The sequence below is a fragment of the Emticicia fontis genome (assembly GCF_054779675.1).
Genome location: NZ_BAAGXU010000011.1, coordinates 37,940 through 61,273 on the forward strand (window position 1 = coordinate 37,940; position 23,334 = coordinate 61,273).

The following is a 23,334-nucleotide window of genomic DNA, read 5'->3' on the forward strand; positions in this document are numbered from 1 at the left end:
GAATATATGAATCTATTATGCGAATGCTTCTGCTTTTTCAATGGCCATTTCCAGTCCTCTTAACTCTGCTAATCCTTTTAGACGGCCTATTGCTGAATAGCCGGGATATGTTTTTTTATGCAAATCGTCTAATATCTGATGACCATGGTCTGGGCGCATGGGGATATTCCAATCTGCTCTGCCTTCTGCTTGTCTTTTATGGGTCTCGGCAACAATGGCTTTTATAACGGCATACATATCAACATCACCAGTTAAGTGAGCTGCTTCATGAAAATTGAGCGGATTTTCTTCCCTTTTAGTGGTTCTCAAATGCAGAAAATGAATTCGGTCTCCAAATCTCTCAATCATTCCTGCTAAATCATTATCTGTTCTGATACCCAAAGAACCGGTACAAAAAGTAACACCGTTATTGCTGACATCGTAGGCAGCCATCAACTGTTTCAAATCATATTCTGTACTTACCACACGTGGTAATCCTAACAAAGGTTTGGGAGGATCGTCCGGGTGTATACAGAGGTTAATTCCATGCTCCTGCGCCACAGGCGCTATTTGCTGAATAAAATAATAGAGATTTTCTCTTAACTCTTTTTCACCGATATTTTTATAATTATCCAGTAAGCCCTGAAAAGTATTCAAATCAAATGCTTCTTCTGAACCGGGCAAACCTAATAAAACGGTATTTGTCAGATAAGCAATTTCTTCTTCCGACATCTGCTTCATTTTATGAAGCGCATTTACCTGTACTTCTTCGGAGTAATCTTTAGCTGCACCCGGACGTTTCAGAATATATAAATCAAATATAGCGAAATCTTCCCAGACAAATCTTAAGGCTTTACCACCATCCGGCATTTCATAACTGAGGTTCGTTCTTGACCAATCAAGTACAGGCATGAAATTATAGCAAATAGTGTGAATACCGCATAATGCCAGATTTTTCAGAGAAGTTTTATAATTCTCAATCAATAATTCTCTATTTAGCAATCCTTTCTTAATGTCTTCATGTACAGGTAAACTCTCAACCACTAACCACTGTAAGGGAATATATTTGTCGTTATCTGCTTCAATAAGTCTTTTTCTTTCCTCTATGGCTTCAACTGACCAAATTTCTCCTACCGGTATCTGATGCAAGGCAGTAACAATACCTGTGCAACCTGCCTGACGAATATCCATTAATGAAACCGGGTCTTTTGGCCCAAACCAACGCATTGTATGAATCATAATTTGCCGTAATAAATCTCTTAACTATTCTATTCTCATTTACTTTTATCTGTTCTGAAAGGAGATGCCGGTAAACCTTCTTTATTATATAAATTAGCACCGTCGGGATTATCAGCCCAAGCATAGCGAACAACTACCGGATTAGTAATCGTTTCACTCCAGACTTCCACTTTATTTCCTTTTATTTCGGCCTTTGCCCAGACAAATTTCTTATCTGCACCTGCAATGGCAAAATGCTTTAATTCGCCTCCTCGTTTTGCTATTAATCCACTTCCGATATTTGAAAAACTCAGAACAATTTTATTATTCTTTATTTTCATAGATTGGTAAATCGGCCCAGAAAATACGACATTTTTATCGTGATAAGCTACTTTTTCTGCTACTAATGCGAGCCTTTTGCCTACATCTTCTTTGTTTAATGGATGGATATCATTCCACTCGCCAATATCAGTAATGACAGCCATGCCTGTCTGTGCGACAGCTAATGTTTGCAATTGTGCCTCCCTTAGCTCCGCCCATTGGCTTTCAGAAGGTTCGGCTTTGGGTTCCATAAAATTGGCTAACTGGACATAGAGAAAGGGGAAGTTGCCTTGGTTCCATTTCTGGCGCCAGTTCTGTATCATCGTTGAAAAGAGTTGATGATAGTCGCCAGGATTATTGGCATTAGCCTCTCCCTGATACCAGATTACACCTTTAATTCCATAATTAATTAAAGGAGCAATCATCCCATTATAAAGACCAACAGGTTTATACTGAAAGAATGTTGAAGCAGATAGCGGCTCGGAAACTGTCCCTAGTTTATATTGCCACTCTCCTTTTAAATCTATCACTTCGTTTCCTACTCTGATTTCGTAAGTCTTATCTTTAATAAAGCCACCTTTGCCGCTGGTATTAATTACCCGTACAACGAGTACATTTTTTCCGGGTTTTAAAATATCGTTCGCTATTTGATATCTTCGCGGAGGATACTGATAGCCAATTGTCCCGACAAATTGGCCATTGACATAGGCTGAATCACTATCGACAATACGACCCAGAAAGAATTTTGCTGGTTTTCCGGTCATTGATTCAGGTACATTTATTTCTTTTCTGAACCAAACTACGCCGTTGGTATTTTTAAGCCCTTGGTCTTCCCAGAAATTAGGTAGAGTCATAGTTGACCAGGACGAAGCATCATACTCATTTTCAAACCATTTTTTAGCTCCATTCATGCCTGCATCATTCTTTCTTAGATTTGCATACCATTGGCTTGTAATGGCATTTTCTTTTTTTCGGATCTGATTAACGTAGGCACTGTCTTTTACCTGCTCTGCTAAAGCCAGTTTAGTTGGAAATTGTTTTAAACCATCTTCACTAATCCAGGCCTCTACTGGTGTGCCTCCCACGCTTGCGTTAATTAAACCAATTGGTATATGGTATTTTTCAAAAAGATTTTTGGCAAAAAAATATGCTGTTGCTGAGAATCTTAGAATATTTTCAGGTATGGCTGGTTCCCATTTTCCTACTGAGAGGTCTTCCAAAGGTTTGTTAAAATCGTATCTGGTTGGAATAAAAAAATGACGTATGAGTGGATTATTTATCTGGGCAATCATATCCGCGTACTTCTCTTTCACCCTTTCCATCGGTAAAACCATATTTGATTGACCCGAGCAAAGCCAAACCTCTCCTATCAGAATATCCTTTACTTTAAGTTGGTTTTCGCCTGAAACCAACATTTCATAAGGCCCTCCGGCTTTAGGTGTTTGAATAGTAATGAGCCATTTACCTGCTTCATCTACACTTGTGTTATAAACTTGATTATTAAATTGAACCTTGACCAATTCTTCTTTTTTCCCCCAACCCCATACTTTTACCTTAGCATTCTGCTGTAAGACCATGCCATCGCTAATTAATCTGGGCAGTCTTATTTCACCAAAGGATTGGTGAAATAAAAGGACTAGAGTTAAGTAGATAAATCTTATAATAATTCTCATTTTAAATACAAATCGGGTCTATCTTAAAGAAATGAGGGTGGTTAATAATACCACCCGACATTCAATTGAAAACAAAATGTATGAAAGTAAATAAATAAAAAATTAGGTTAATATTTTATAAATACCAAGGTTTAATTTGAGTCAATACCCCGTATTTGCTTTTTTTTTCATACTTTTGAATGTTTTGTTTGAATTGGTTTTCTGAGCAAAACATTGCTTGTCAGTCTAGATAAGTAGTAGTCAGTTGTGTTGCAGCACAACTGACTTTTTTCTTTATCAGGGAATTGTTTCATCATAATGGTTCCTTGATTTTTATACTAGCTAAAAGTCATTTTCTCCAGGCACCAGTTCTGCAAAAAGTACAATTTTATAGATAGATACTTAGATTAATAATTCCATTGACTCTTATAAAATTTACAGACCATGGATGAATATTATCTTATTTTCTTGTATTAAAAAAAGATTCTTCTGTCTATTTTTAATAAACAATCATCAAAACCTATCGGTTTCGTTTTCGGTAACGTTTTCGATAGTTAAATTATGATTATACTATCCCCGAGTTTTTTTGCTATATTGTTTTAAATTTCAATATTGAAGAAATTAACGTTAAGTAATCGGGCTTTTTCTTTCATATTTAAAAAGTATAATTCTTTCATGACCCCATGTATCAAGTGCGGTAGTGTAGAAAGCATAGTGAGATCTGGCTTTCTGAGAGGGAAGCAACGGTTGTATTGTAAATCGTGTAATTTGTATTTTACTGTTACTCCTACTAATAATCCGGTAAATAAAAAACCACATCAGACCACTATTATTGACATAGCCAAGGTTTTAGGTATTTCTCCTTCTACTGTTTCTAGGGCATTAAATAATAGTTCTGAAATCAATGAAAATACCCGTGAGGAGATTCTTAGGGTGGCCAATGAACTGGATTATCGTCCGAATTTTCTGGCTCAAAGTCTGAATCGAGGTGAAACACATACAATCGGAGTAATTATTCCGGATATACAGCGGCCATTTTTTGCGGGAGTTGTAGCAGGCATTCAGAAAGTAGCTACCGAGGCTGGTTATCGGGTTATGATTTGTCAATCGAATGAATCTCATCATACTGAAACTTTAAATGTCCAGGCTTTAGTTACAAGCCGCGTTGATGGGCTGCTTATCAGCCATTCAAAAGAAACAAATTCTTTTGAGCATGTAAAACTTCAATTGAAAAAAGGCTTACCGATTGTCCATTTTGACAGGGTTTGCAATGAAGTGGATACAGCTAAGGTGATACAAGAAGATTTTCTTGGAGGCTATACGCTTACAGAGCATCTGATTTTACAGGGCTATAAGCGTATTGCTGTTTTTGCTGGGCCTACTGATTTATTGATTAGCAAAGTACGCCTGGATGGATACAAAGCGGCGCATGAAAAATATGGAATAGCCATAGATGAAAATTTGATTTATCATGGCAATTTTAGCCGAGCGGAAACATTAAAGGCCTTAGACTATTGGCTTAATTTACCAAAGAAACCAGATGGTATTTTCACGATTCATTATGCCAATGGGATTGAGATGATTATGGCATTGAAAGAAAGAGGTATTGGTATTCCGGAGGAAATCGGGATTGTGGCATTTGGTGATGAATTAATAGCCTCATTAATTGAGCCTTCGCTTACAGTCTTCCATCAGTTTCCTTTTATTATTGGTGAGACGGCCGCAGGTATGCTGATTGAAAATATAATTAATCAGGATTCTTTTTTACCGTATACGAAAACAATAAAAGGAGAGTTGATTATCCGGAAATCATCAATGAAAAATAAAGATTTACAGGAAAATTGATAATATTCTTTAGACGTAAGTCTTGGTTCCGATATAGTTCTCTCGGAATTCTTTGGGAGTACAGGCGTGTTTCTTCTTGAAGATTCGGTTAAAGTAGGATAAATTATTAAAACCGCATTTGAAAGAGACTTCAGCTATAGTATAAGTAGTATCAATTAAGAAACGAGAGGCGTGGCCCAAACGAATATCATTCAAGCTATCTACAAAGGTTTTTCCAGTACGTTTTTTAATAAATCGGCTGAAACTTACTTCTGCCATATTCACAGTTTTGGCAATGTCGGCCAATGAAATGTCTTTGTCATAATTGGCACGCATATACTCAAATGCTTTTTCAATTCTGCGACTATTAAAATTTACGTTATCATTCACAAAAGTACTGCTTGTGAGTAAGCGCATATTTTTGGAAACGGACAAATCGTGCAGAATAGAAATTAATTCGATAACAGAGTCGAAACCACTTTTTTGGCTCAATGAAATGAGACGCGGACGAATTTGCAGAATAGTTTCAGTGGAAAATAAAATTGCTCTTGAAGAATGCTCGAGTAAATTCCGAATGAAACTCAGTTGATTTCTTTGCAGGAATTTATCATCAAATAAATCTTTATGAAACTGAATGGTAATTTCGTGAATATCTTTCCGCTCAGACTCATACCCTAACCAACCATGTGGAACATTAGAACCAACCAGTACTAATTCTAATTCATCAATCATTTCGATATTGTCTCCCACAATCCGCTTGGCTCCTTTGGCATTTTCTATGAAATTCAGTTCAAACTCTTCATGAAAATGAATCGGGAAATCGAAATTACTTTTATGTCTATCAAAAACCATGAAACAATCATTCGGTGTCAATGGAGTTATCTCATGATAAATATTACTCATTTCTACTTTTCAGACAAGGTTAAGGTTTTGGCGGGTACAAATGTATCCTTTTGTGAGAAATATCGAAACAAATCATTTCAATTTTAATATTTATTATGACTATTCATTGAAAGACAAACAAGATTTAATCCGATTTCTTTTAAGAATGTTTTCCCATAATTGCGATTAGTGGGCGCTTCAGTATAATTCCATAGGGTCTTCAACAATTCTCAGGTTTTCGTTGAAACTATTCATATAGGCCATATCTTGCTCATTGATTGTAAAATCAAACACGTCAAAGTTTTCTTTCAACCTTTCTAAATTTGATGATTTAGGGATAGTGGAAACACCCAATTGTAGTGCCCATCGCAAAATAATCTGTGCTGGAGTTTTCTGGTATTTTCCTGCCATACTCACCAGTTTGGGGTCAGACATACGCTGTCCTCTTACCAGTGGAGAATAAGCTTGCAACTGGATTTTTCTCTCCCTGCAATAATTCAGTAAATCTTCCAGATAAAGATATGGGCTGAACTCTACCTGATTGACCATAGGTATTTCGGTGGCTTCTTTATTTAGTTCTTCCAGAAATGGAATCAGGTAATTGGCTACTCCGATAGCTTTTACCCTACCCTCATGATAAAGTCTTTCAAGGGCTTTCCAAGTAAATTTTCTGGTGAATTTAATTGGCCAATGTACCAGATATAAGTCAACATAATCCAGTTTTAATTTTTGCAGACTCAGGTCAAAGGCCTTAAGGGTTTTCTCATAGCCCTGATCGTCATTATTTACTTTTGTGGTAATGAAAAGGTCTTTTCTGTCGATAGCGGATTGATTGACAGCATTACCAATTTCGGTTTCGTTACGATACATACTGGCTGTATCAATCAATCGATAACCTGTTTCCAAGGCCCATAAAACTGCTTGTTCGGCCTCTTTTTTGTACATATCATATACGCCAAGTCCCAGCAATGGCATTTGTATGCCGTTGCTGAGACTTGTCATTAACTGTTGATTTTGCATATTTACCAGTTTTTCAATCCTAAAAGTTTTTCGCCTAATTCGTTTAACTCTGCTACATCATATTTTGTTTGTTCCCAATTACGAGGATCACCGGGGAAAGCGTATCCCTCTGGAGCAATGCGGTTTTTCCATGAATTAATTCGCCATTGGCGCAACCCTTCATTTTCTTCTTCGGCTGGCATCATCGAAATATATTGGGCAATCCGTACTTTGTCTTTCGAGCGATTGGGTCTGATACCGTGTGGCTGACTACTATTAAAAATCATCAAATCGCCTGCCTCTAATTTTACTTTTACAAATTTATCTTCAAACCCGGTCGTATCTGGTTTGAAACGGTTTCTATCAGTTGGTTGAGTGAGTTTCCATGTATCGTAAGTACGGAATAATTCTGGAATACATTGGAAGCCACCCATATTTTCGTCGGTCTGGTCGGCTAATGCTAATACACCTTGCACATTCTGCGGTTTGGTTTCAGGATCATAATCCCAATGAATGAATCCTTTGAACTCATCCTGTGGACGTAACGGGAAATTCAGATTTGCTCTGTCTATGGTTACCCAGAGTTTTTCAGTACCCCAGATATCAACAAAGGCATCATATACGCGTTGCATCTGGCGGTTATTCCATAAATGTTGATTATTATATACTTCTACCATGCCGCTACCAATCAATTCTTTCATCTGCATATCAGCGCGTGGGGCAGTGTACCAGGTTTCAGGGTTTTCGGCTTCTTTTTCTTCAAACTCCCAAATGAAATCGGCAGTTGCTAAAGCTTGTTCTCTCGGAACAGCGTTTTTGATAATGATATAACCGTTCTGAATCCAGAAATTCCAGTCTTCTTCGCTAAGCACTCTTAAGGGTTTGCCATTCGAGCGGTCACTTAATTTAATGGCACTGCTTGTTGCAGTAGATGGATTACCCGGAATATCTTTATGTGCGTCGTTTTGTTTCGGAGAATTTACTGCCATGGTTGGAGCCATGGTAGGAATCATGGTTTGTTGTTCAAGTTCCATATTTAATTACATTTTGAATTGAAATAATGATACAAATTTACAAGAACAAGCCGCCCTTATTCTACTCCAATAATTACCTTTTTTTGAACAATATTGATATTTTATTCTTATATTGAATGGCTTATTGAAAATAATAGACAAATGCGAAGCGAAACAAACCTTCTCAACGTAACTATGAAACTCAGATTTGAAGAATTTACACCAGATTCGGACAGTTCGTTCAGATTAATTATTAATCCAAGGCTGAATGATGTATTTTACTGGCACTTTCATCCTGAATTCGAACTGGTATATATTGAAGGAGCCAATGGTACACGTCATGTGGGTGACCATATTTCCAGATATGACGGAAGTGATCTGGTTTTTATAGGTTCATATATCCCACACCTTAATTTTGATTATGGCGTAAAGACGGAATGCGAAAAGGTAGTAGTACAAATAAGGCAGGATTTTTTAGGCAATGCTTTTGGCGATATACCTGAATTAGCTGCTGTTTATCAACTATTTGAAAAATCAAAACACGGGATTGCTTTTGGGAAAGAGACAAAAATCTTGCTTAGAGAAAGACTAAAGAATTTAAAGAATTTAGGACATTTTGAGCAGTTTCTGGAAATTCTAAGCATTTTTCAGGTTTTAGCACAGAGTCATGAAATGGTGCTGCTGCATCCAAAACCAGTTGAAAACCAACATAATAAGAAAGAGCAAGAACGACTTAAACGCATATATCGTTTTATTGACCTACATTATCAGCAAAAGATTGAAGTAGACCAGGTAGCTAATCTTACTAATCTTAGTAAATCCGCTTTTTGCAGATACTTCAAAAAAATTACGAGATTGACTTTCGTTGAATTTCTGAATCATTACCGAATCAATCAGGCACAGAAGCTTTTGCTTTTAGATAAAAATGTAACTGAAGTTTGTTTTGAGTGTGGTTTTGAGAGTTTGTCATATTTTAACCGGACATTTAAAAAGGTTACAGGGGAGAATCCTTTGAGTTTTAAGAAGAAGTTTTTGAATCATGGAAAATAAAATCCCAATCAATATCTATACGTAAATAGCAATTATTTATCTTTGCCTCCGATGACTAAAATATATATATGAATAAAACTTTACTGCTACTCTTTTTAAGTATTGCTGTTGTACTTCCTGCTTTTTCTCAACGAGTTTTGAAAGATATTGCCCAAGGGACTGGCAATGCCTACGTTTTTCAGCAAGGTGCTTTTTCTTCAGGAGATACTCTCTTTTTCAGAGCTAATCCTAACAGAGATGAAAAATATTACTTTTACTTAACTAATGGAACAAGTATTTCTACTAAGAGGATGCCAGGTGATTATTATCAGTTTGGATACGTCTCTAATCCGTTGACGGTCAACCAATTTAAATTCAAAGGCAAATTATTTGTGTTTTTTGAGAATGGTTTATATTTAGTAAAAAATGACTCCCTTAAGATTGTAAAATATCTTCCATCACATAGATATGCTTATTTTTTTCTGAACTCATTTGAATTAAATAATCAAATTCATTTTCTCGTATATAATGAAGAAGATAAGAATTTTGACTTCTATAAAACAGACGGAACTGACAATGGAACAATTCTTTATAAATCAATACAATCTGAAACACCGGTTATGTACTGGGGAGATGGATTTGTTTTAAACGGTAAGTATTTTCAGTCTTTTAATAACGGCACTACAATAGTTATGAGTACTGATGGAACTGAGGCAAATACTACTTCTATAAAAAATCATAAATTAGGTTTAGGTGGAAACACAGTTGTAGGAAGCAATACGTACTTTTCTGTGGCAGATAATGTCGGACCATTATACAAGCCAAAACTTTGGAAATCAAAAGGAGATAGTTTAAGTACACAAAAGGTGTTAGCACAAGTAAATGGAGATAGTGCTTACGCTATATATAATTTATTTAAGTTTAAGGATGACCTATACTTTTCTGTTTATGCTAATAACGAATTAAGATTCAGTAGATTTGATACTAATTCAAAGGCTATTACATCTATTTCAAGTGTAATTCACCATGAAATTCCGGCTTTAATTACGAATCAAAAAATTTATTATTCCAATGTATCCTATGATGTTATAAGTTTTTATGAAAATACAGGGAGTTTGGCATCTGAAAAACTCATCTTTTGTTTACCTTATAAAAGCTCCACTGCCTACACTTTATATGTCGGAACTAACAATTACTACGTTTCCGAGCAATTAATTCAGAATGGAGGGTTATACGATGATGTTGTTTATTGGGTTTATAATGGCTCTGGTGTAAAAAAAATAACAGATTTAATACCTACGCTCAATTTAGGAATATTTTATAATATCATAGGAGTAGTTGGCGATACTTTTTATTTCAGCGCCTCAGACTCCCAGCATGGATATGAATTATGGCGCACCGATGGCACAACAGCAGGCACTTATATGCTTAAGGATATAAATAAGGAGATTGCCTCTTCGAACCCTAAAATTCTTTTTAGTATGAAAGATTATTTGTATTTCATGGCTGATGATATAACTCATGGCCAGGAATTATGGAGAACCAACGGTACAACTACTTCTCTTCATGCTGATTTAAATCAAAACGGGTCATTAAGACACGTTCCCAGTTCTCATTATGTTTCTCACGCAAAATTCAAATCATCTTATATTCTTAATTTGGCTTATAACCAATTTCAGGTTGCTTCTGATGGGAATATTAACTATTTCAATTTCTTACCTGTGAATCCTAATAGTAATTTATATGAATTGAATGATTCATTATACTTTATGGGTTCTGATAATAACTTATGGAAAAGTAACGGTACAGCCATAGGAACTAAGAAAGCAATCCATCTTGATTCGACCAATAATGGTACCGAAAATATAGGAAGCCAAATTTTAGGGCATGTAAAAAAGAATCTATTTTTTACTTCCAACTTGGGGTCAACTCTATGGAAAACTGATGGAAAAAAAAGTGGCACTTTAAAACTTCATACATTTGGTGATTTCGAACTTCCAAGCATAAGTAAGTATAATTTTTATTCCTCTTGGTTAAATAATGAATTAATCTTTTTTGAAAGGCAAAATTGGAATAGTGGCAAAATGGAACTCTGGAGAAGCGATGGAACAGTAGCAGGTACTTTTCAATTACCTGTTAGTGATTACACCAAAGCATTAGGTGTATTTAACAATAAATTATACTTTACAAATAACTGGCAATTGTGGGTAAGCGATGGAACAGAGGCAGGTACCATCAAAATGGATGACCGTAATTTCTTTGCTGCAAATACATTAAAAGATAAATTTTATTTGCTTAGAGAAGCGAACGGATTCGAATATTATGAGATTGATAAAAATAATGTACTTACCTATCTTAATAATGTGAATGACTTCAGTTCAGATATTTATGAATATAGTGGTCTTTATCCTATCGACGATAGATATTTATTACACATTGTTTCTACTCCTGATTTACATCATTTTTACCTGACTGATGGTAACAAAGAAAATATTAAGAAAGCATTTTTTATAAAGAATTTGGGCAATGGCGCAAATCTAAATCCAATTTCTTTAACTAATCTAAACAAAAAAATTTACTTCACCGCAACCGATAGCCTGAAAGGCAATGAACTATGGATTTGGGATTTTGAGTGCCCGGATGGGTACACTATCAGAGACAATATCACAAAAGATTCTACTGTTGTCTACGGCAAAAATATCTGGGGACAAAATACTATTAGCAATAATAAAACTGTTACCTATGACGCAAAAAATGGAATTACTCTCCAACCTGGTTTTGAGGCGCAAAAAGGGACAGTTTTTAAGACCAGGCTGATTGGTTGTGCGAATACTTCCACTAATACTATTGAAGAAAATAAGGATTCTAAAAACGAACCATTAGTCAAGATAAATACTTCTGTTACATACCCTCAGCTTATTGATTTCCTTTATTATCTACCTAATAAATCTCTTAAAGAGATTTATGAACAAGCTGAACGGAATAAATTAGCTCCTATTACCTGGGATATTGTTACCGAAAAAGATATTTATCGGTTAGATTTAAAAATCGGTTCAAGTATACTCAAAGGTTGGTTGCCTAAAAAAAATTAGGGTTTGAAGATTTAGTGAGTTGAAAAGATTGTATTTTTATCGCTTTACTTTACAACTCACTAAATATCACCTCGTTTCATGAAAAAACTCATGCCTTTTCTGGCAGTCTTTCTTTTTTTGTCTGCGCTTGGTTACGCTCAATCTACTACTAAAAGAGGATTAAAACCCTCTGACGTTTATCGTCTACAAAACTTAAGTGACCCACAGATTTCGCCAGACGGCAATTGGGTATCCTATACGCTTTCTTCGGTTGATTCGGTTAAAAATAAACGTAATGCTGATATCTGGATGGTTTCGTGGGATGGAAAAGAATCTATTCAGTTGACACATACGCCTGATGGAGAATCGCAAGGAAGATGGAGCCCTGATGGGAAATTCTTTACATTTATTTCTTCAAGAAATGGCTTAACGAGCAGCCAGATATGGATAATGGATAGACGTGGAGGGGAAGCCAAACAACTGACCGATTTGAAGAAGGGAGATTTGACAGATTATGCCTGGTCGCCGGATAGTAAAAAAATTGCTTTGGTCATTAAAAGTCCTGCCGATACTTCAAAAAATAAATCACCAAAGCCAATAGTATTAGACCGTTTTCAATTTAAACAGGATGTAGAGGGTTATCTGACAAAAAAGCCGGTACACCTTTACTTATATGATATTGCCACTAAAAAAGTGGATACCCTGACTAAAGGCAATTATGATGAAACCAATCCTAAATGGTCACCGGATGGAAGTCAGATAGCATTTTCCAGCAATAGAACCGAAGACCCTGATAGAAATTCTAACTCTGATATCTGGGTAATTGATGCGAAAGCAAATGCCACCATGAAGCAATTAACAACCTGGGCTGGCAGAGATTTCTCAATGGACTGGAGCCCTGATGGTAAACAAATTGCTTACCTGAGAAGTACCTCTTCAGAAAACTATATTATGTACGACCAATCTATCTTATGCATTATTTCAAAAGATGGTGGTGAACCAAAATTGTTGAGCAAAGCATTAGACAGACCAGTCACTTCTCCCAAATGGTCGAAAGATGGGAATAGCATTTACGGATTGGTAGCTGATGATAGAACAAGATATATTGCGCAATTTGGAGCAGCGGATGGTAAAATGACTAAACTCATGACAGGTAATAAGGCTTTTAGTGCTTTAGAAAGACACCCGTCAGGCAGCTTTTTAACTTCCATGAGTGATCCTCAAACGCCATTAGAATTATATGCATTAGAGAATAACGCTACCAGAAGATTAACCAAGCATCAGGAAGACTTTGTTTCAAAATTATCTTTGGCTACTGTTGAAGGCTTTACCTCTAAAAGCAAAGATGGCACTATGGTTTCTAATATCCTGTATCGTCCGGCCAATACTAGCAAAACTGAGAAATTACCTACTATTTTTATGATACATGGCGGGCCGGTAGCACAGGATGAATTTAGTTTTGATTTAACCCGCCAGATGCTCTCAGCTGCGGGATATGCAGTGGTGGCTGTGAATTATAGAGGCTCAACCGGCAGAGGCTTGGATTTTTGTAAGGCTATCTGGGCAGATTGGGGTAATAAAGAAGTAATAGATATTTTGGGAGCTGCGGATTATGTCGTACAAAACGGTATAGCAGACCCTGAGAAACTGGGTATTGGAGGCTGGAGTTACGGAGGTATTCTAACAGATTATACGATTGCTACCGATACCCGCTTTAAAGCTGCATCGAGCGGCGCAGGTGTGGCTATGATTTCTTCTTTATATGGTGTTGACCAATATATTTTGCAATATGAAAATGAATTGGGTTCTCCGTGGAAAAATTTTGATAAATATGTAGCGCTCTCCTACCCTTTCTTAAAAGCTGATAAAATCAAAACTCCAACGCAATTTATGGTAGGTGAAAGCGATTTCAATGTACCATCGGTTGGTAGTGAACAGATGTATCAGGCTTTCAGGTCGTTGGGTATTCCGACAGAATTGATTATTTATCCGGGACAGTTTCATGGAATTAGTAATCCAAGCTTCCAGAAAGACCGCTTTGAACGCTACATTGCCTGGTTCAACAAATACCTGAAAAAATAATTTATTTAACTATAAGGTGATAAGGGTTTCAGGATAAGCTTGAAACCCTTATTTTTTTCTATTTTCGTATTTCTATCCCAGCTTTTTAAGGTCTGTCACATTTTCAGAAATCTAAGATTTAAACGCCGTAATGTTGTCAGAAAAAAACAAGATTATGAAAATCAGAATCAGAAATTATGAATTAGTATTCGTTTCGCTCCTTGTAGGTATCACCCTTATCAGGTATTTAGCGGAGAGTTTTATTATTAGCAATGAGGAAATTCAGGAAAGATTTGCCCATACTTTTTCTCAGAATGGACTTACTTTCAATTATTTTACTAATGTATTATCGCCAAGATTAGGTTCGCTAATTTTTATTTACTTGCTTTATTTATCAACCTATCTCCTTAATATCCCACAAATCATTATCAGTAAAAAGACTCAAAAAAGTCAATATATCTGGATTGCTGTTTATATTCTTATTATCACATTTCTATTGGCTTTAAGCATCAATGCCGCCACCTATTTTGCAAGACCTGCCTTTTTTAGTTATGGTGGTTATAAAATACTGGCGATGTTTGGCTATAATGACAAGCCTCTGGAAGACCTGTTTTTTGGTTTTAGCCGTGCATTTATGATAGTCAGTATTTATCTGGTTTATACTTGCCTGAGAGAATATATGATTGCTCGCATTCAAAAATCTACCCGAAGAAATTATCTGAGTTTAATTGCCAATCAGGTAAGTTTGATTTTTATTATTTATATAATCGTACCTTTCTTTTCCGCTACTTTTGAATTAATCAATGATGATTTTTTTTATACTGTTTATGTATTATTCCTTACTCCTACGCTATTGGTTTACCTCACGAATACCTATTGGATTTTCCCAGATACAGATTCAAAACCCTGGCTTAACATACGTACATTGAGCATCCTTGTTTTATCTACTTTTATCTATACTTTTTTCTTTAGCTGGCTTCCGCATAATGCTTTTTCATTGCCCTTGTGGCTGAGTATCTGGGCAATCCAACTATTTATCGTAAGCCCGATTACATGGTTATTCTATCAGCAAAGAAAAGACAAAATACTACAATTAAGAGGAACCGAGAAAGCGCTAACAAAGTCAAAGGCCGATTTGCAATTCCTACGCTCTCAGATTAATCCGCATTTTCTGTTTAATGCCTTGAATACTTTATATGGTACCGCTTTAATTGATGGTTCACAACGAACAGCCGAAGGAATTCAGAAATTAGGAGACATGATGCGTTTTATGTTATATGATAATCATCAGGATTTTATTCCGATGAACAGTGAGATTAATTACCTGAAAAACTACATTTCGTTACAAAAGTTGAGGATCCAACAATCTCCCAATATCATGATTGAGGAATTGATTAATGACCAGAATTGCAACCATGTGATAATGCCAATGTTGCTAATACCTTTTGTTGAGAATGCCTTTAAACATGGCATTCATTCTAACCAAAAGTCATGGATAAAGGTTAATCTTAATTGTGATAAAAGCACGATCAGATTTGAGGTTCGAAATAGTGTTCATCCTACTCAAATGAATGACCCGGAGCGGGAACATACGGGGATAGGTCTTGAAAATGTGAAAGAAAGATTACATTTGTTTTATCCTGACAGACACCAACTCCAGTACGGGTCAGACGGAAAAGAGTTCATCGCTACTTTAGTACTTCAAACTGGTGAATAAAATGCTACAAGCCATTGCCATAGACGACGAGCCGATTGCCTTAGAAATCATTAAAAGCATGGCCGCACAAGTAAGTTTCATTGATTTGTCGGCCTGCTTTACGAATGCAATTGAGGCATTGAGTTTCATTCAATCACAAAAGGTTGATGTAATTTTTCTGGACATTAAAATGCCCGGTATTTCCGGGCTTGAATTAGTAAAAACTTTGCCACAGGCTCCAATCATTATTTTTACGACTGCTTATAGTGAACACGCTGTACAAAGTTTTGAACTCAATGCCATTGATTATTTATTGAAACCTTTTTCGTTTACCCGCTTTCTGCAAGCCTGCAATAAGGCGCATGAGCAAGTTACGCTTAAGAAGAATCATCAAAATACCAGTTTAAATTTACCTTCTATCTTTATTAAAAGCGGGTATGAGCAAATCAAGATTGATCTGGAAGATTTATTATATACCGAAAGCACAGGTAACTATGTAAAGTTTGTGTCTGAAAACCAAACGATTGTTTCTCGACTTACCATGGGTGAGGTTGAGTCTTTATTACCACAATCTGCATTTATTCGAATTCATCGCTCTTTTATGGTAGCTAAAAACAAGATTACCAAAATAGATAAAAGAAGTGTTTGGGTGCATGAAAAAGAATTACCGATTGGTGCATTTTACAGCAATGATTTAGAAAGATTTATTGCTCAAAATTCAAAAGCTTAATCAATTAGTTTCTACAAATTCAATTAGAATCAATCATTTATCAACAAAAATTTTAATCTTATGAAAAAGATTATGGCAGCGCTTTGCCTTATGGCGGGGTTATTATCAAAAGTTTCAGCGCAAAATGTTTCTCAAAAATTAGACGAATTGATGAGTGCATACGCGAAAAATAAAGAATTTAACGGCACTGTATTAGTAGCACAACAGGGCAAGATATTGCTAGAAAAGGGCTATGGTTTTCAGAATTTAGAAAAGCAATTAAATAATACTCCTTTTACCCTCTACCCTATTGCTTCTATTACCAAGACATTTACTGCTACTTTAATTCTAAAACTGGCAGAACGAAAGCAATTATCCGTACAAGATAAATTGAGTAAATACTTTCCTGATTACCCTAAAGGTGATAGTATTACGATTGAGAATTTATTAACTCATACATCAGGAATATTTAACTATACTGTAGATAATGACTTTATGTATAATGAGTCAGGTAAACATGCTACTGAACAAAGAATTTTATCTCTATTTAAAGACAAACCTCTTGATTTCTCTCCTGGCACTGGCTGGAATTATAGTAATTCGGGTTATGGTCTTCTGGGATATATTATTGAGAAAGTGACTCAAATGTCTTATTATTCAGCCGTCAGAAAATACCTGTTTGAACCAGCTGGTATGGTTAATAGTGGGTTTGATTTTGTTGGTCTACCGACCGGAAGAAAAGCAACGGGTTATTATTCAGATTCAGGAAAAGATTATAATAAACAAGCTCCTTTAGAAGATTCGTCTGTGGTCTATGCCGCGGGGGCCATTTACTCTTCTGTTGGAGATTTGTATAAATGGCATCAAGCGCTTCAAAACAACCAGATTATTAATAAAAGCACATCAGATAAAGCCTATACTCCCTTTATGAAAAGCTATGGTTATGGCTGGATTATTGATTCCCTCTATCATAAGCACATCGTTTCACATAGTGGAGGTTTGCCCGGATACCGTAGTAATTTTGCCAGAGTAATAGAAGATGATATTTGTATTGTTTTATTGAATAATACGGAAATTCCCGGCTTGGGCGTTATTACCAATAATTTGCTCGCGATTTTATATAATCAACCCTATAAAATACCATCACAGAAAAAATCAGTAGCTTTAGATAAGGCAGTACTTGAGCACTACGTCGGTACTTATGAAGTAGCTCAGCAACAATTAAAAATTGAGTTTAAAATAGAAAATAATCAATTGGTGGCCTATCCTTTCAGAGGGCCGAGATCAGTTTTGGCCGCCTCAGACGAAACTCACTTTTTTGATATTGAACAAGAGGAAATTGTGCTTTACTTTGAAAAAGATGAAACGGGCAATTTCAATAAATTAATACTTGATTTTGGTGGCATGAAAAGAACAGCTCTACGTACTCTTTAAAATCCAGAATTTAAGGCACGTACTCACCATAAAGCTCTATCAGTTTCTTTCTTCTGAATTCGAAGATTTCTTCGAGCTGGCGTTGAACCATAATCGTATTAACTATTCGACCTAAAAATCCTAAGGGAAGTTTATAATGTACAATGTCTTCCATCAATACGCCATTGCTGATTTTACTTAATTTATGTTGATGATGCCAGAAGGCATAAGGGCCGAATCGTTGTTCATCAACAAAATAATCAGGTTCCTGAACATGGGTGATTTCTGTACACCAACTCAGAGGAATCCCTAAAACAGGTTTAACAATATAGGTAATGATTTGACCTGCATACATTTTATCGCCATGATATTTTGAGGTCATTTCAAATCCCATATAATCAGGAGTAATGGTTTTAAGATTGGCAGGGGTGGATATAAAATCCCAGGCTTGCGATAGTGTTATAGGTAGTTTTTGAGTACGATAAAACGAGTGCATAATAGGTTTTTTATTTTTTTAACTACAATACCTGATAGATTGTTTTGGGAATGTACTTGTTGAGCTTTTATTGCGACAATTTAAACAAAATGTAGAATAAAAACTCAACAAGTCAATTTATATCAATCAATTGCCTACTTCAATTCCCCGGCCAGAACTTTTACATCTTTCTTAATACCACCTCGCAAGAGATTGACTGTTACCTGTTGATTAATCAATTCATCGTTGAGTATTTTATGCAGGTCGTCTACCGAAGAAATGGGTTTCTCATTCAAGCCTACAATAATATCTCCTCTTCTCAATTCATTATTATTGGCATTAGCGTCTGCAATTACTTCACTGATATACACTCCGGTTTTAGTGTTTAGTTTATTATAGCCAATCATTCTTTCAGTCAGGTTTACTACTTGCCCTGCAATACCTAGTTGGGCTCTTTTTACTTTGCCCTCTAAAATCAGTTTTCCGGCCACATATTTGGTCAGGTTGGCAGAAACAGCAAAACAGATGCCTTGCGCTGCCGCAATTACTGCTGTATTTACACCGATGATTTCTCCGCGAGAATTAACCAATGGGCCACCAGAATTGCCTGGATTCAAGGAAGCATCAGTCTGTATCACATCATCAATCATTCTTCCGGTTTCACTTCTTAGAGTTCTGCCTAAGGCACTCACCACTCCTGCCGTAACTGTATACTGAAACCCCAAAGGATTACCAATCGCAATTGCTATTTGTCCGACTTTTAGCTTATCTGAATCACTGAATTTCAGAGGCTTTAAAGAATCGGCATAGATTTTCAATACTGCAATATCAGTGTAAGGGTCGGTGCCAATCACGGTTGCATCAAAAAGCCTTCCATCCATCAATCCTACTTCTACCCTTTCTGAATTACTAACTACGTGGTTATTGGTAATCACAAATCCATCACTTGAAATAATAAAACCCGACCCTCCGGCTTCCTGAGATTGACGAACGCGCTGGTTAGGGTTTTGAACAGGCTTTTTCCATACTTTAATCTGCACAACCGAATTACTAGCCTTTTCTACTACCTGAGTAATGGTGTGAGAATAGGCGTCCAGGATTTCGTCATCCTGAGAGGATTGTTGCATAGAATTGTCTTCAGTAACAAAAGACGATAAAAACGATAACATTTTTTTTCCTTTTTTATAGTTGAAGCAGGTAGTTCAAGAAGTTTGCCAAGACATTTTTACTGACAAAATGACTGATTTAGTTAAAATTGATAAGTTGCCTATCTAATTTATGTAAAATACAATAGATAAGTGTACTGAGACAATCAATCAGTTTGAAATAGCTAAAGTGGTTTTGAATTTGCTGTAAACTAAATAGTTAACTACAATTCTAAGACAGTAAAATGGAAAGCCAAGGTGCATTCCATTGTGTTATGCTTACATACTATTTTACAAGTCTGTATTCTACTCCATTAGTTCATAGATAAAAGCCAAATTCATATCTATAAAACTTTGAAATTCAGAGAATTGCATAAAAAAATTTATAATTTCCAGAGATGTAAAAAAACAGATAAACTGGCTACAAGATGTCTATACAAGTTAGAATAGTATCATATTTAAATTTTAGGATATTTTTAAAATTTTTTAATAATTATTATTACAATTTCAATATTTATTTAACTCTATAAACATTTATTATAACTATATTAACAAAATAAAAATACCTGTCATTCTTACAATTATCCTTTTTATGTCATAAATAGTTAAAATAGTACTATACTATATATCCAAATTTTTATCAACTTTGTGCAAATTTTTCTCTTTTAACTATCCTTAATTTTTTATGAAGAAAAACTTTATTAAATCATTGCTGTTTGGTTTTACCTTGTTAATGAGTTTCTCTCTCATGGCACAACAACGGACCATAACAGGTAAAGTAACAGACGACAAGGGCGAGGCCTTGCCCGGAGTCTCGGTAGTAGCAAAAGGCGTTAATCAAGGTACTGCAACTAATGCTGATGGCAATTACTCTATCACCGTTTCCAACACAGCGCAATCTTTGATTTTTTCATTTGTAGGTATGCTTACTAAGGAGATACCTGTTGGCAATCAGACAAAAATCGATGTCAGAATGACTTCTGAAGACCAGACTTTAGAAGAAGTAGTTGTAGTAGGTTATGGTACTTCTAAACGTGCAGACATTAGTTCTTCCATCACTTCAATCAAAGCAAAAGATCTGAAAGACATGCCGGTAGCAGGTATCGACCAAATGCTACAAGGGAAAGCTGCAGGGGTTACCGTAACCAGCAATAGTGGTCAGCCGGGTGGTGGGGTTTCTATCAAAGTACGTGGGGTTACTTCAATCAATAGTAACGACCCACTTTTTGTAATTGATGGTGTGCCATTTGTTGGGGGTAATACCTCCGACAATAGAGGTTTTGATGGCTTAGGTGGCTCAAACGGGCAAACTGGAAATAGCGTGATGGCCATGATTAATCCAAATGATATTGAGACTATCGACGTATTGAAAGATGCATCTGCTCAGGCAATTTATGGTTCACAAGCGGCCAATGGGGTGATTTTGATTACTACCAAAAAAGGGAAGCAAGGAGAAGGGAAAATAAACTATGAAATGTATTATGGGGTTTCAGAAGTAGCTAAGAAACTGGATCTGATGAATCTACGTGAATTTGCGCAATACCAGAATGAAGTACTTCCTATCATTGGTAATCCTGTGTCTGATGAATTCAAAGACCTTTCTGTATTAGGCAAAGGTACTGACTGGCAGGAAGCGATGTTTAGACACGGTCAGGTACAGAATCACCAATTGAGTTTCTCAGGTGGTAAAGAAAAAACCACTTATTATCTATCATTAAACTATTATGATAATACGGGTATCCTCTTAGGTTCTGATTTTAAACGTTTCTCGTCTCGTTTCAGCTTAGATAACCAATTGAAAAGCTGGGCAAAAGTAGGTATAAGTGCCAATGTTAACAGAAGTATCCAGAATGTAAGCTTGGCTGATGCAGCTGAGAGTACAATCTGGTGGGGAGCAGTTACCAGCCCTTTGACTCCCGTAAAAAATCTTGATGGAACTTGGGGTGGTGGTCAGACGATTGGTGGTGTGCGTTATAGCAATGCCAATCTGGTAGGAAACAGCCAGTTCAGAGGCAATACTAAAACCAGCACTAATGTGTTTGGTAGCTTGTATGCTGAATTCCAGTTATATAAAGATTTATCCCTAAGAAACGAAATATCTTATTCATTGGGTCAGGATAATAACATTGCATTCCAGAAAACGGGTAATGTAGGTGGAGATACTTTCAGAAGTAAATTGATTGATAATCGTTCTGATAGCTATTATTATTCAATTACAAACTACCTGAATTACAATAAGTATATCAACAAACATGGTTTCCAGGCTACGGTAGGCCACCAGGCGCAATCATCTTACTATCAAGCAATTTCAGGTACTAAAGTTGATTTACAAGCCAATATTTTTGATTTAAATACAGGTAGTGCTGACCAGACAACCTGGGGATTGAGCGGCGGTAAAGGACAATGGGCAATGGAATCATATTTTGCCAGAGCTAATTATACTTACGACGATAAATACTCGGTTTCAGCAAGTTTCAGAGCTGATGGTTCATCAAACTTTGGTCCTAATAACCGTTGGGGTTATTTCCCTGGTGTTTCAGCAGGATGGACGATCTCGAATGAAAAATTCATGAAAGAAAAATTGAGCAGCGTTTATCTGAAACTGAGAGTTGGTTATGGTGCCGTAGGTAACCAGAACTTCCCGGGTGGAGCGCCGAACCCTGCTTATGTAGGTGCAGTACAGTTCTTCTCTGGTCCGGTGGGCTTCGGTACTTCAAATATGATTAATGGTATTCCGAATCCTAACTTGAAATGGGAATCTGTTAAAACTACCAATGCCGGTATTGACTTAGGTTTGTTGAATGGCAGAATTGATGCAACAATCGATGTTTACAAGAAAGTTACTTCTGATATGATTATCTTCCTGACAGGCCCAAACCTGATTGGTGTAGGTGACCAATGGGATGATTTGAAAGCGCCACTAGGTAATGCTGGTCAGATGACAAACACAGGTATTGATATTGGTATTACAACAACTAACATCAAAAACAATGATTTGACCTGGAAAACTAATCTTGTATTTACAAAATTCAAGAATACCTATGACAGAGCTGCCAGTGCGGCCTCAGCGCTTGACGGTAAAGTATATTACAATAACTATCTTATTACGCACACGACACCTGGCCGTCCGGTAGGTTCATTCTGGGGATTAGTAACGGATGGATTATATCGTACCCAAGCTGATTTGGATGCCAGTCTTCCTCAATTTGGCTATATCGTTGACCCTACTCAAACCTATCTGGGAGACGTAAGATTCAAAGATATTAACGGTGACGGTAAAATCGATGCAAGTGATATGACCTACTTAGGTAGTCCACTTCCTGACTTTACTTATGGTTTAACCAATAACCTGAACTATAAAAACTTCGACTTCACTTTGTTCTTACAAGGTAGCCAGGGAGCAAAAGCTTTCAATTTCCTGCGTTGGCAATTGGAGGGCATGAACAGCCCTTGGTCTAACCAGATGCGTACGGTAATGGATCGTTATACAGATACTAATACTGACGGTAGTCTTCCTAGATTTACCACTACCAATAAGAACAATATTGCGATGTCAGACAGATATGTGGAAGATGCTTCATATATGCGAATCCAGAATATTACGTTGGGCTATCGCATTCCAAGAAAAATTCTAAACAAAATCAAAGGTTCTAATTTCAGAATTTACGGTTCAATTCAGAATTTGAAAACGTTTACTAAATATTCTGGCTACGATCCTGAAATTGGTGCATTTAATAATAGTATTAAGTTAATGAATGTTGATACCGGCCACTACCCTAACCCTCGTACTTTCACAGTAGGTGCAAATGTTGAGTTTTAATCCGCATACATTTATTAACATGGAAGC

General features: G+C 36.3%; 15 protein-coding genes. 8 read left to right on the top strand and 7 right to left on the bottom strand.

Annotated elements, in window-relative coordinates:
- Positions 1–15 precede the first annotated feature (15 nt).
- Positions 16–1,218 (bottom strand): mannonate dehydratase, encoded by a 1,203-nt coding sequence (gene uxuA / locus ACYVFA_RS06655; RefSeq protein WP_460471030.1) that lies wholly within the window; start codon positions 1,216–1,218, stop codon positions 16–18.
- Positions 1,219–1,253: 35 nt separating this feature from the next.
- Positions 1,254–3,095 (bottom strand): sialate O-acetylesterase family protein, encoded by a 1,842-nt coding sequence (locus ACYVFA_RS06660; protein ID WP_460471031.1) that lies wholly within the window; start codon positions 3,093–3,095, stop codon positions 1,254–1,256.
- 750 nt (positions 3,096–3,845) lie between these two features.
- Here ACYVFA_RS06660 and ACYVFA_RS06665 point away from each other — a divergent pair.
- The gene (locus tag ACYVFA_RS06665) at positions 3,846–5,015 is read left to right on the top strand and encodes a LacI family DNA-binding transcriptional regulator (protein ID WP_460471032.1); all 1,170 of its coding nucleotides are present in this window, start codon (positions 3,846–3,848) and stop codon (positions 5,013–5,015) included.
- 9 nt (positions 5,016–5,024) lie between these two features.
- Here the strand turns inward: ACYVFA_RS06665 and ACYVFA_RS06670 are convergent, their stop codons facing one another.
- The 3 genes from ACYVFA_RS06670 to ACYVFA_RS06680 all read right to left on the bottom strand — a co-directional run bounded on the left by ACYVFA_RS06670 (position 5,025) and on the right by ACYVFA_RS06680 (position 7,909).
- A complete protein-coding gene (locus tag ACYVFA_RS06670; RefSeq protein ID WP_460471033.1) occupies positions 5,025–5,897 on the bottom strand; it encodes an AraC family transcriptional regulator in 873 nt (290 codons plus the stop codon).
- A gap of 177 nt (positions 5,898–6,074) precedes the next feature.
- A complete protein-coding gene (locus ACYVFA_RS06675; RefSeq protein ID WP_460471034.1) occupies positions 6,075–6,896 on the bottom strand; it encodes an aldo/keto reductase in 822 nt (273 codons plus the stop codon).
- A 2-nt stretch (positions 6,897–6,898) separates the two neighbouring features.
- The gene (locus ACYVFA_RS06680) at positions 6,899–7,909 is read right to left on the bottom strand and encodes a phytanoyl-CoA dioxygenase family protein (RefSeq protein ID WP_460471035.1); all 1,011 of its coding nucleotides are present in this window, start codon (positions 7,907–7,909) and stop codon (positions 6,899–6,901) included.
- A gap of 174 nt (positions 7,910–8,083) precedes the next feature.
- Here ACYVFA_RS06680 and ACYVFA_RS06685 point away from each other — a divergent pair, with 174 nt between their 5' ends.
- From ACYVFA_RS06685 to ACYVFA_RS06710, 6 genes are all read left to right on the top strand, one after another.
- The gene (locus ACYVFA_RS06685) at positions 8,084–8,938 is read left to right on the top strand and encodes a helix-turn-helix transcriptional regulator (RefSeq protein ID WP_460471036.1); all 855 of its coding nucleotides are present in this window, start codon (positions 8,084–8,086) and stop codon (positions 8,936–8,938) included.
- A gap of 68 nt (positions 8,939–9,006) precedes the next feature.
- Positions 9,007–12,009, top strand: coding sequence for an ELWxxDGT repeat protein (locus ACYVFA_RS06690; RefSeq protein ID WP_460471037.1), 3,003 nt, complete (start codon positions 9,007–9,009; stop codon positions 12,007–12,009).
- A 78-nt stretch (positions 12,010–12,087) separates the two neighbouring features.
- Positions 12,088–14,070, top strand: a complete 1,983-nt coding sequence (locus ACYVFA_RS06695; protein WP_460471038.1) for a S9 family peptidase — start codon at positions 12,088–12,090, stop codon at positions 14,068–14,070.
- Positions 14,071–14,224: 154 nt separating this feature from the next.
- Complete coding sequence (locus ACYVFA_RS06700; RefSeq protein WP_460471039.1) at positions 14,225–15,766, top strand: sensor histidine kinase; 1,542 nt, start codon at positions 14,225–14,227, stop codon at positions 15,764–15,766.
- Position 15,767: 1 nt separating this feature from the next.
- Positions 15,768–16,475 (top strand): LytR/AlgR family response regulator transcription factor, encoded by a 708-nt coding sequence (locus ACYVFA_RS06705; protein ID WP_460471040.1) that lies wholly within the window; start codon positions 15,768–15,770, stop codon positions 16,473–16,475.
- Positions 16,476–16,535: 60 nt separating this feature from the next.
- Positions 16,536–17,888: a serine hydrolase domain-containing protein gene (locus ACYVFA_RS06710; RefSeq protein WP_460471041.1), complete on the top strand. Its 1,353-nt coding sequence runs from the start codon at positions 16,536–16,538 to the stop codon at positions 17,886–17,888.
- A gap of 10 nt (positions 17,889–17,898) precedes the next feature.
- Here ACYVFA_RS06710 and ACYVFA_RS06715 read toward each other — a convergent pair whose 3' ends face one another.
- On the bottom strand, positions 17,899–18,363 hold the full coding sequence (locus ACYVFA_RS06715; protein WP_460471042.1) for an SRPBCC family protein: 465 nt from the start codon (positions 18,361–18,363) through the stop codon (positions 17,899–17,901).
- Positions 18,364–18,497: 134 nt separating this feature from the next.
- Positions 18,498–19,511 carry a S1C family serine protease gene (locus ACYVFA_RS06720; protein ID WP_460471043.1) on the bottom strand — a complete coding sequence of 338 codons (1,014 nt, stop codon included), beginning with the start codon at positions 19,509–19,511 and terminating at the stop codon, positions 18,498–18,500.
- Between the two features lie 661 nt (positions 19,512–20,172).
- Between ACYVFA_RS06720 and ACYVFA_RS06725 the strand changes: the two genes are divergently transcribed.
- Complete coding sequence (locus tag ACYVFA_RS06725; protein WP_460471044.1) at positions 20,173–23,307, top strand: SusC/RagA family TonB-linked outer membrane protein; 3,135 nt, start codon at positions 20,173–20,175, stop codon at positions 23,305–23,307.
- Positions 23,308–23,334 lie beyond the last annotated feature (27 nt).

Coding starts and splice junctions, on each gene's coding strand:
- ACYVFA_RS06720 (WP_460471043.1), bottom strand. CDS start 19,511: ATGTTATCGTTTTTATCGTCTTTTGTTACTGAAGACAATTCTATGCAA.
- ACYVFA_RS06675 (WP_460471034.1), bottom strand. CDS start 6,896: ATGCAAAATCAACAGTTAATGACAAGTCTCAGCAACGGCATACAAATG.
- ACYVFA_RS06685 (WP_460471036.1), top strand. CDS start 8,084: ATGAAACTCAGATTTGAAGAATTTACACCAGATTCGGACAGTTCGTTC.
- ACYVFA_RS06665 (WP_460471032.1), top strand. CDS start 3,846: ATGACCCCATGTATCAAGTGCGGTAGTGTAGAAAGCATAGTGAGATCT.
- ACYVFA_RS06710 (WP_460471041.1), top strand. CDS start 16,536: ATGAAAAAGATTATGGCAGCGCTTTGCCTTATGGCGGGGTTATTATCA.
- ACYVFA_RS06695 (WP_460471038.1), top strand. CDS start 12,088: ATGAAAAAACTCATGCCTTTTCTGGCAGTCTTTCTTTTTTTGTCTGCG.
- ACYVFA_RS06670 (WP_460471033.1), bottom strand. CDS start 5,897: ATGAGTAATATTTATCATGAGATAACTCCATTGACACCGAATGATTGT.
- ACYVFA_RS06680 (WP_460471035.1), bottom strand. CDS start 7,909: ATGGAACTTGAACAACAAACCATGATTCCTACCATGGCTCCAACCATG.
- ACYVFA_RS06690 (WP_460471037.1), top strand. CDS start 9,007: ATGAATAAAACTTTACTGCTACTCTTTTTAAGTATTGCTGTTGTACTT.
- uxuA (WP_460471030.1), bottom strand. CDS start 1,218: ATGATTCATACAATGCGTTGGTTTGGGCCAAAAGACCCGGTTTCATTA.
- ACYVFA_RS06725 (WP_460471044.1), top strand. CDS start 20,173: ATGAAGAAAAACTTTATTAAATCATTGCTGTTTGGTTTTACCTTGTTA.
- ACYVFA_RS06705 (WP_460471040.1), top strand. CDS start 15,768: ATGCTACAAGCCATTGCCATAGACGACGAGCCGATTGCCTTAGAAATC.
- ACYVFA_RS06660 (WP_460471031.1), bottom strand. CDS start 3,095: ATGGTCTTACAGCAGAATGCTAAGGTAAAAGTATGGGGTTGGGGGAAA.
- ACYVFA_RS06700 (WP_460471039.1), top strand. CDS start 14,225: ATGAAAATCAGAATCAGAAATTATGAATTAGTATTCGTTTCGCTCCTT.
- ACYVFA_RS06715 (WP_460471042.1), bottom strand. CDS start 18,363: ATGCACTCGTTTTATCGTACTCAAAAACTACCTATAACACTATCGCAA.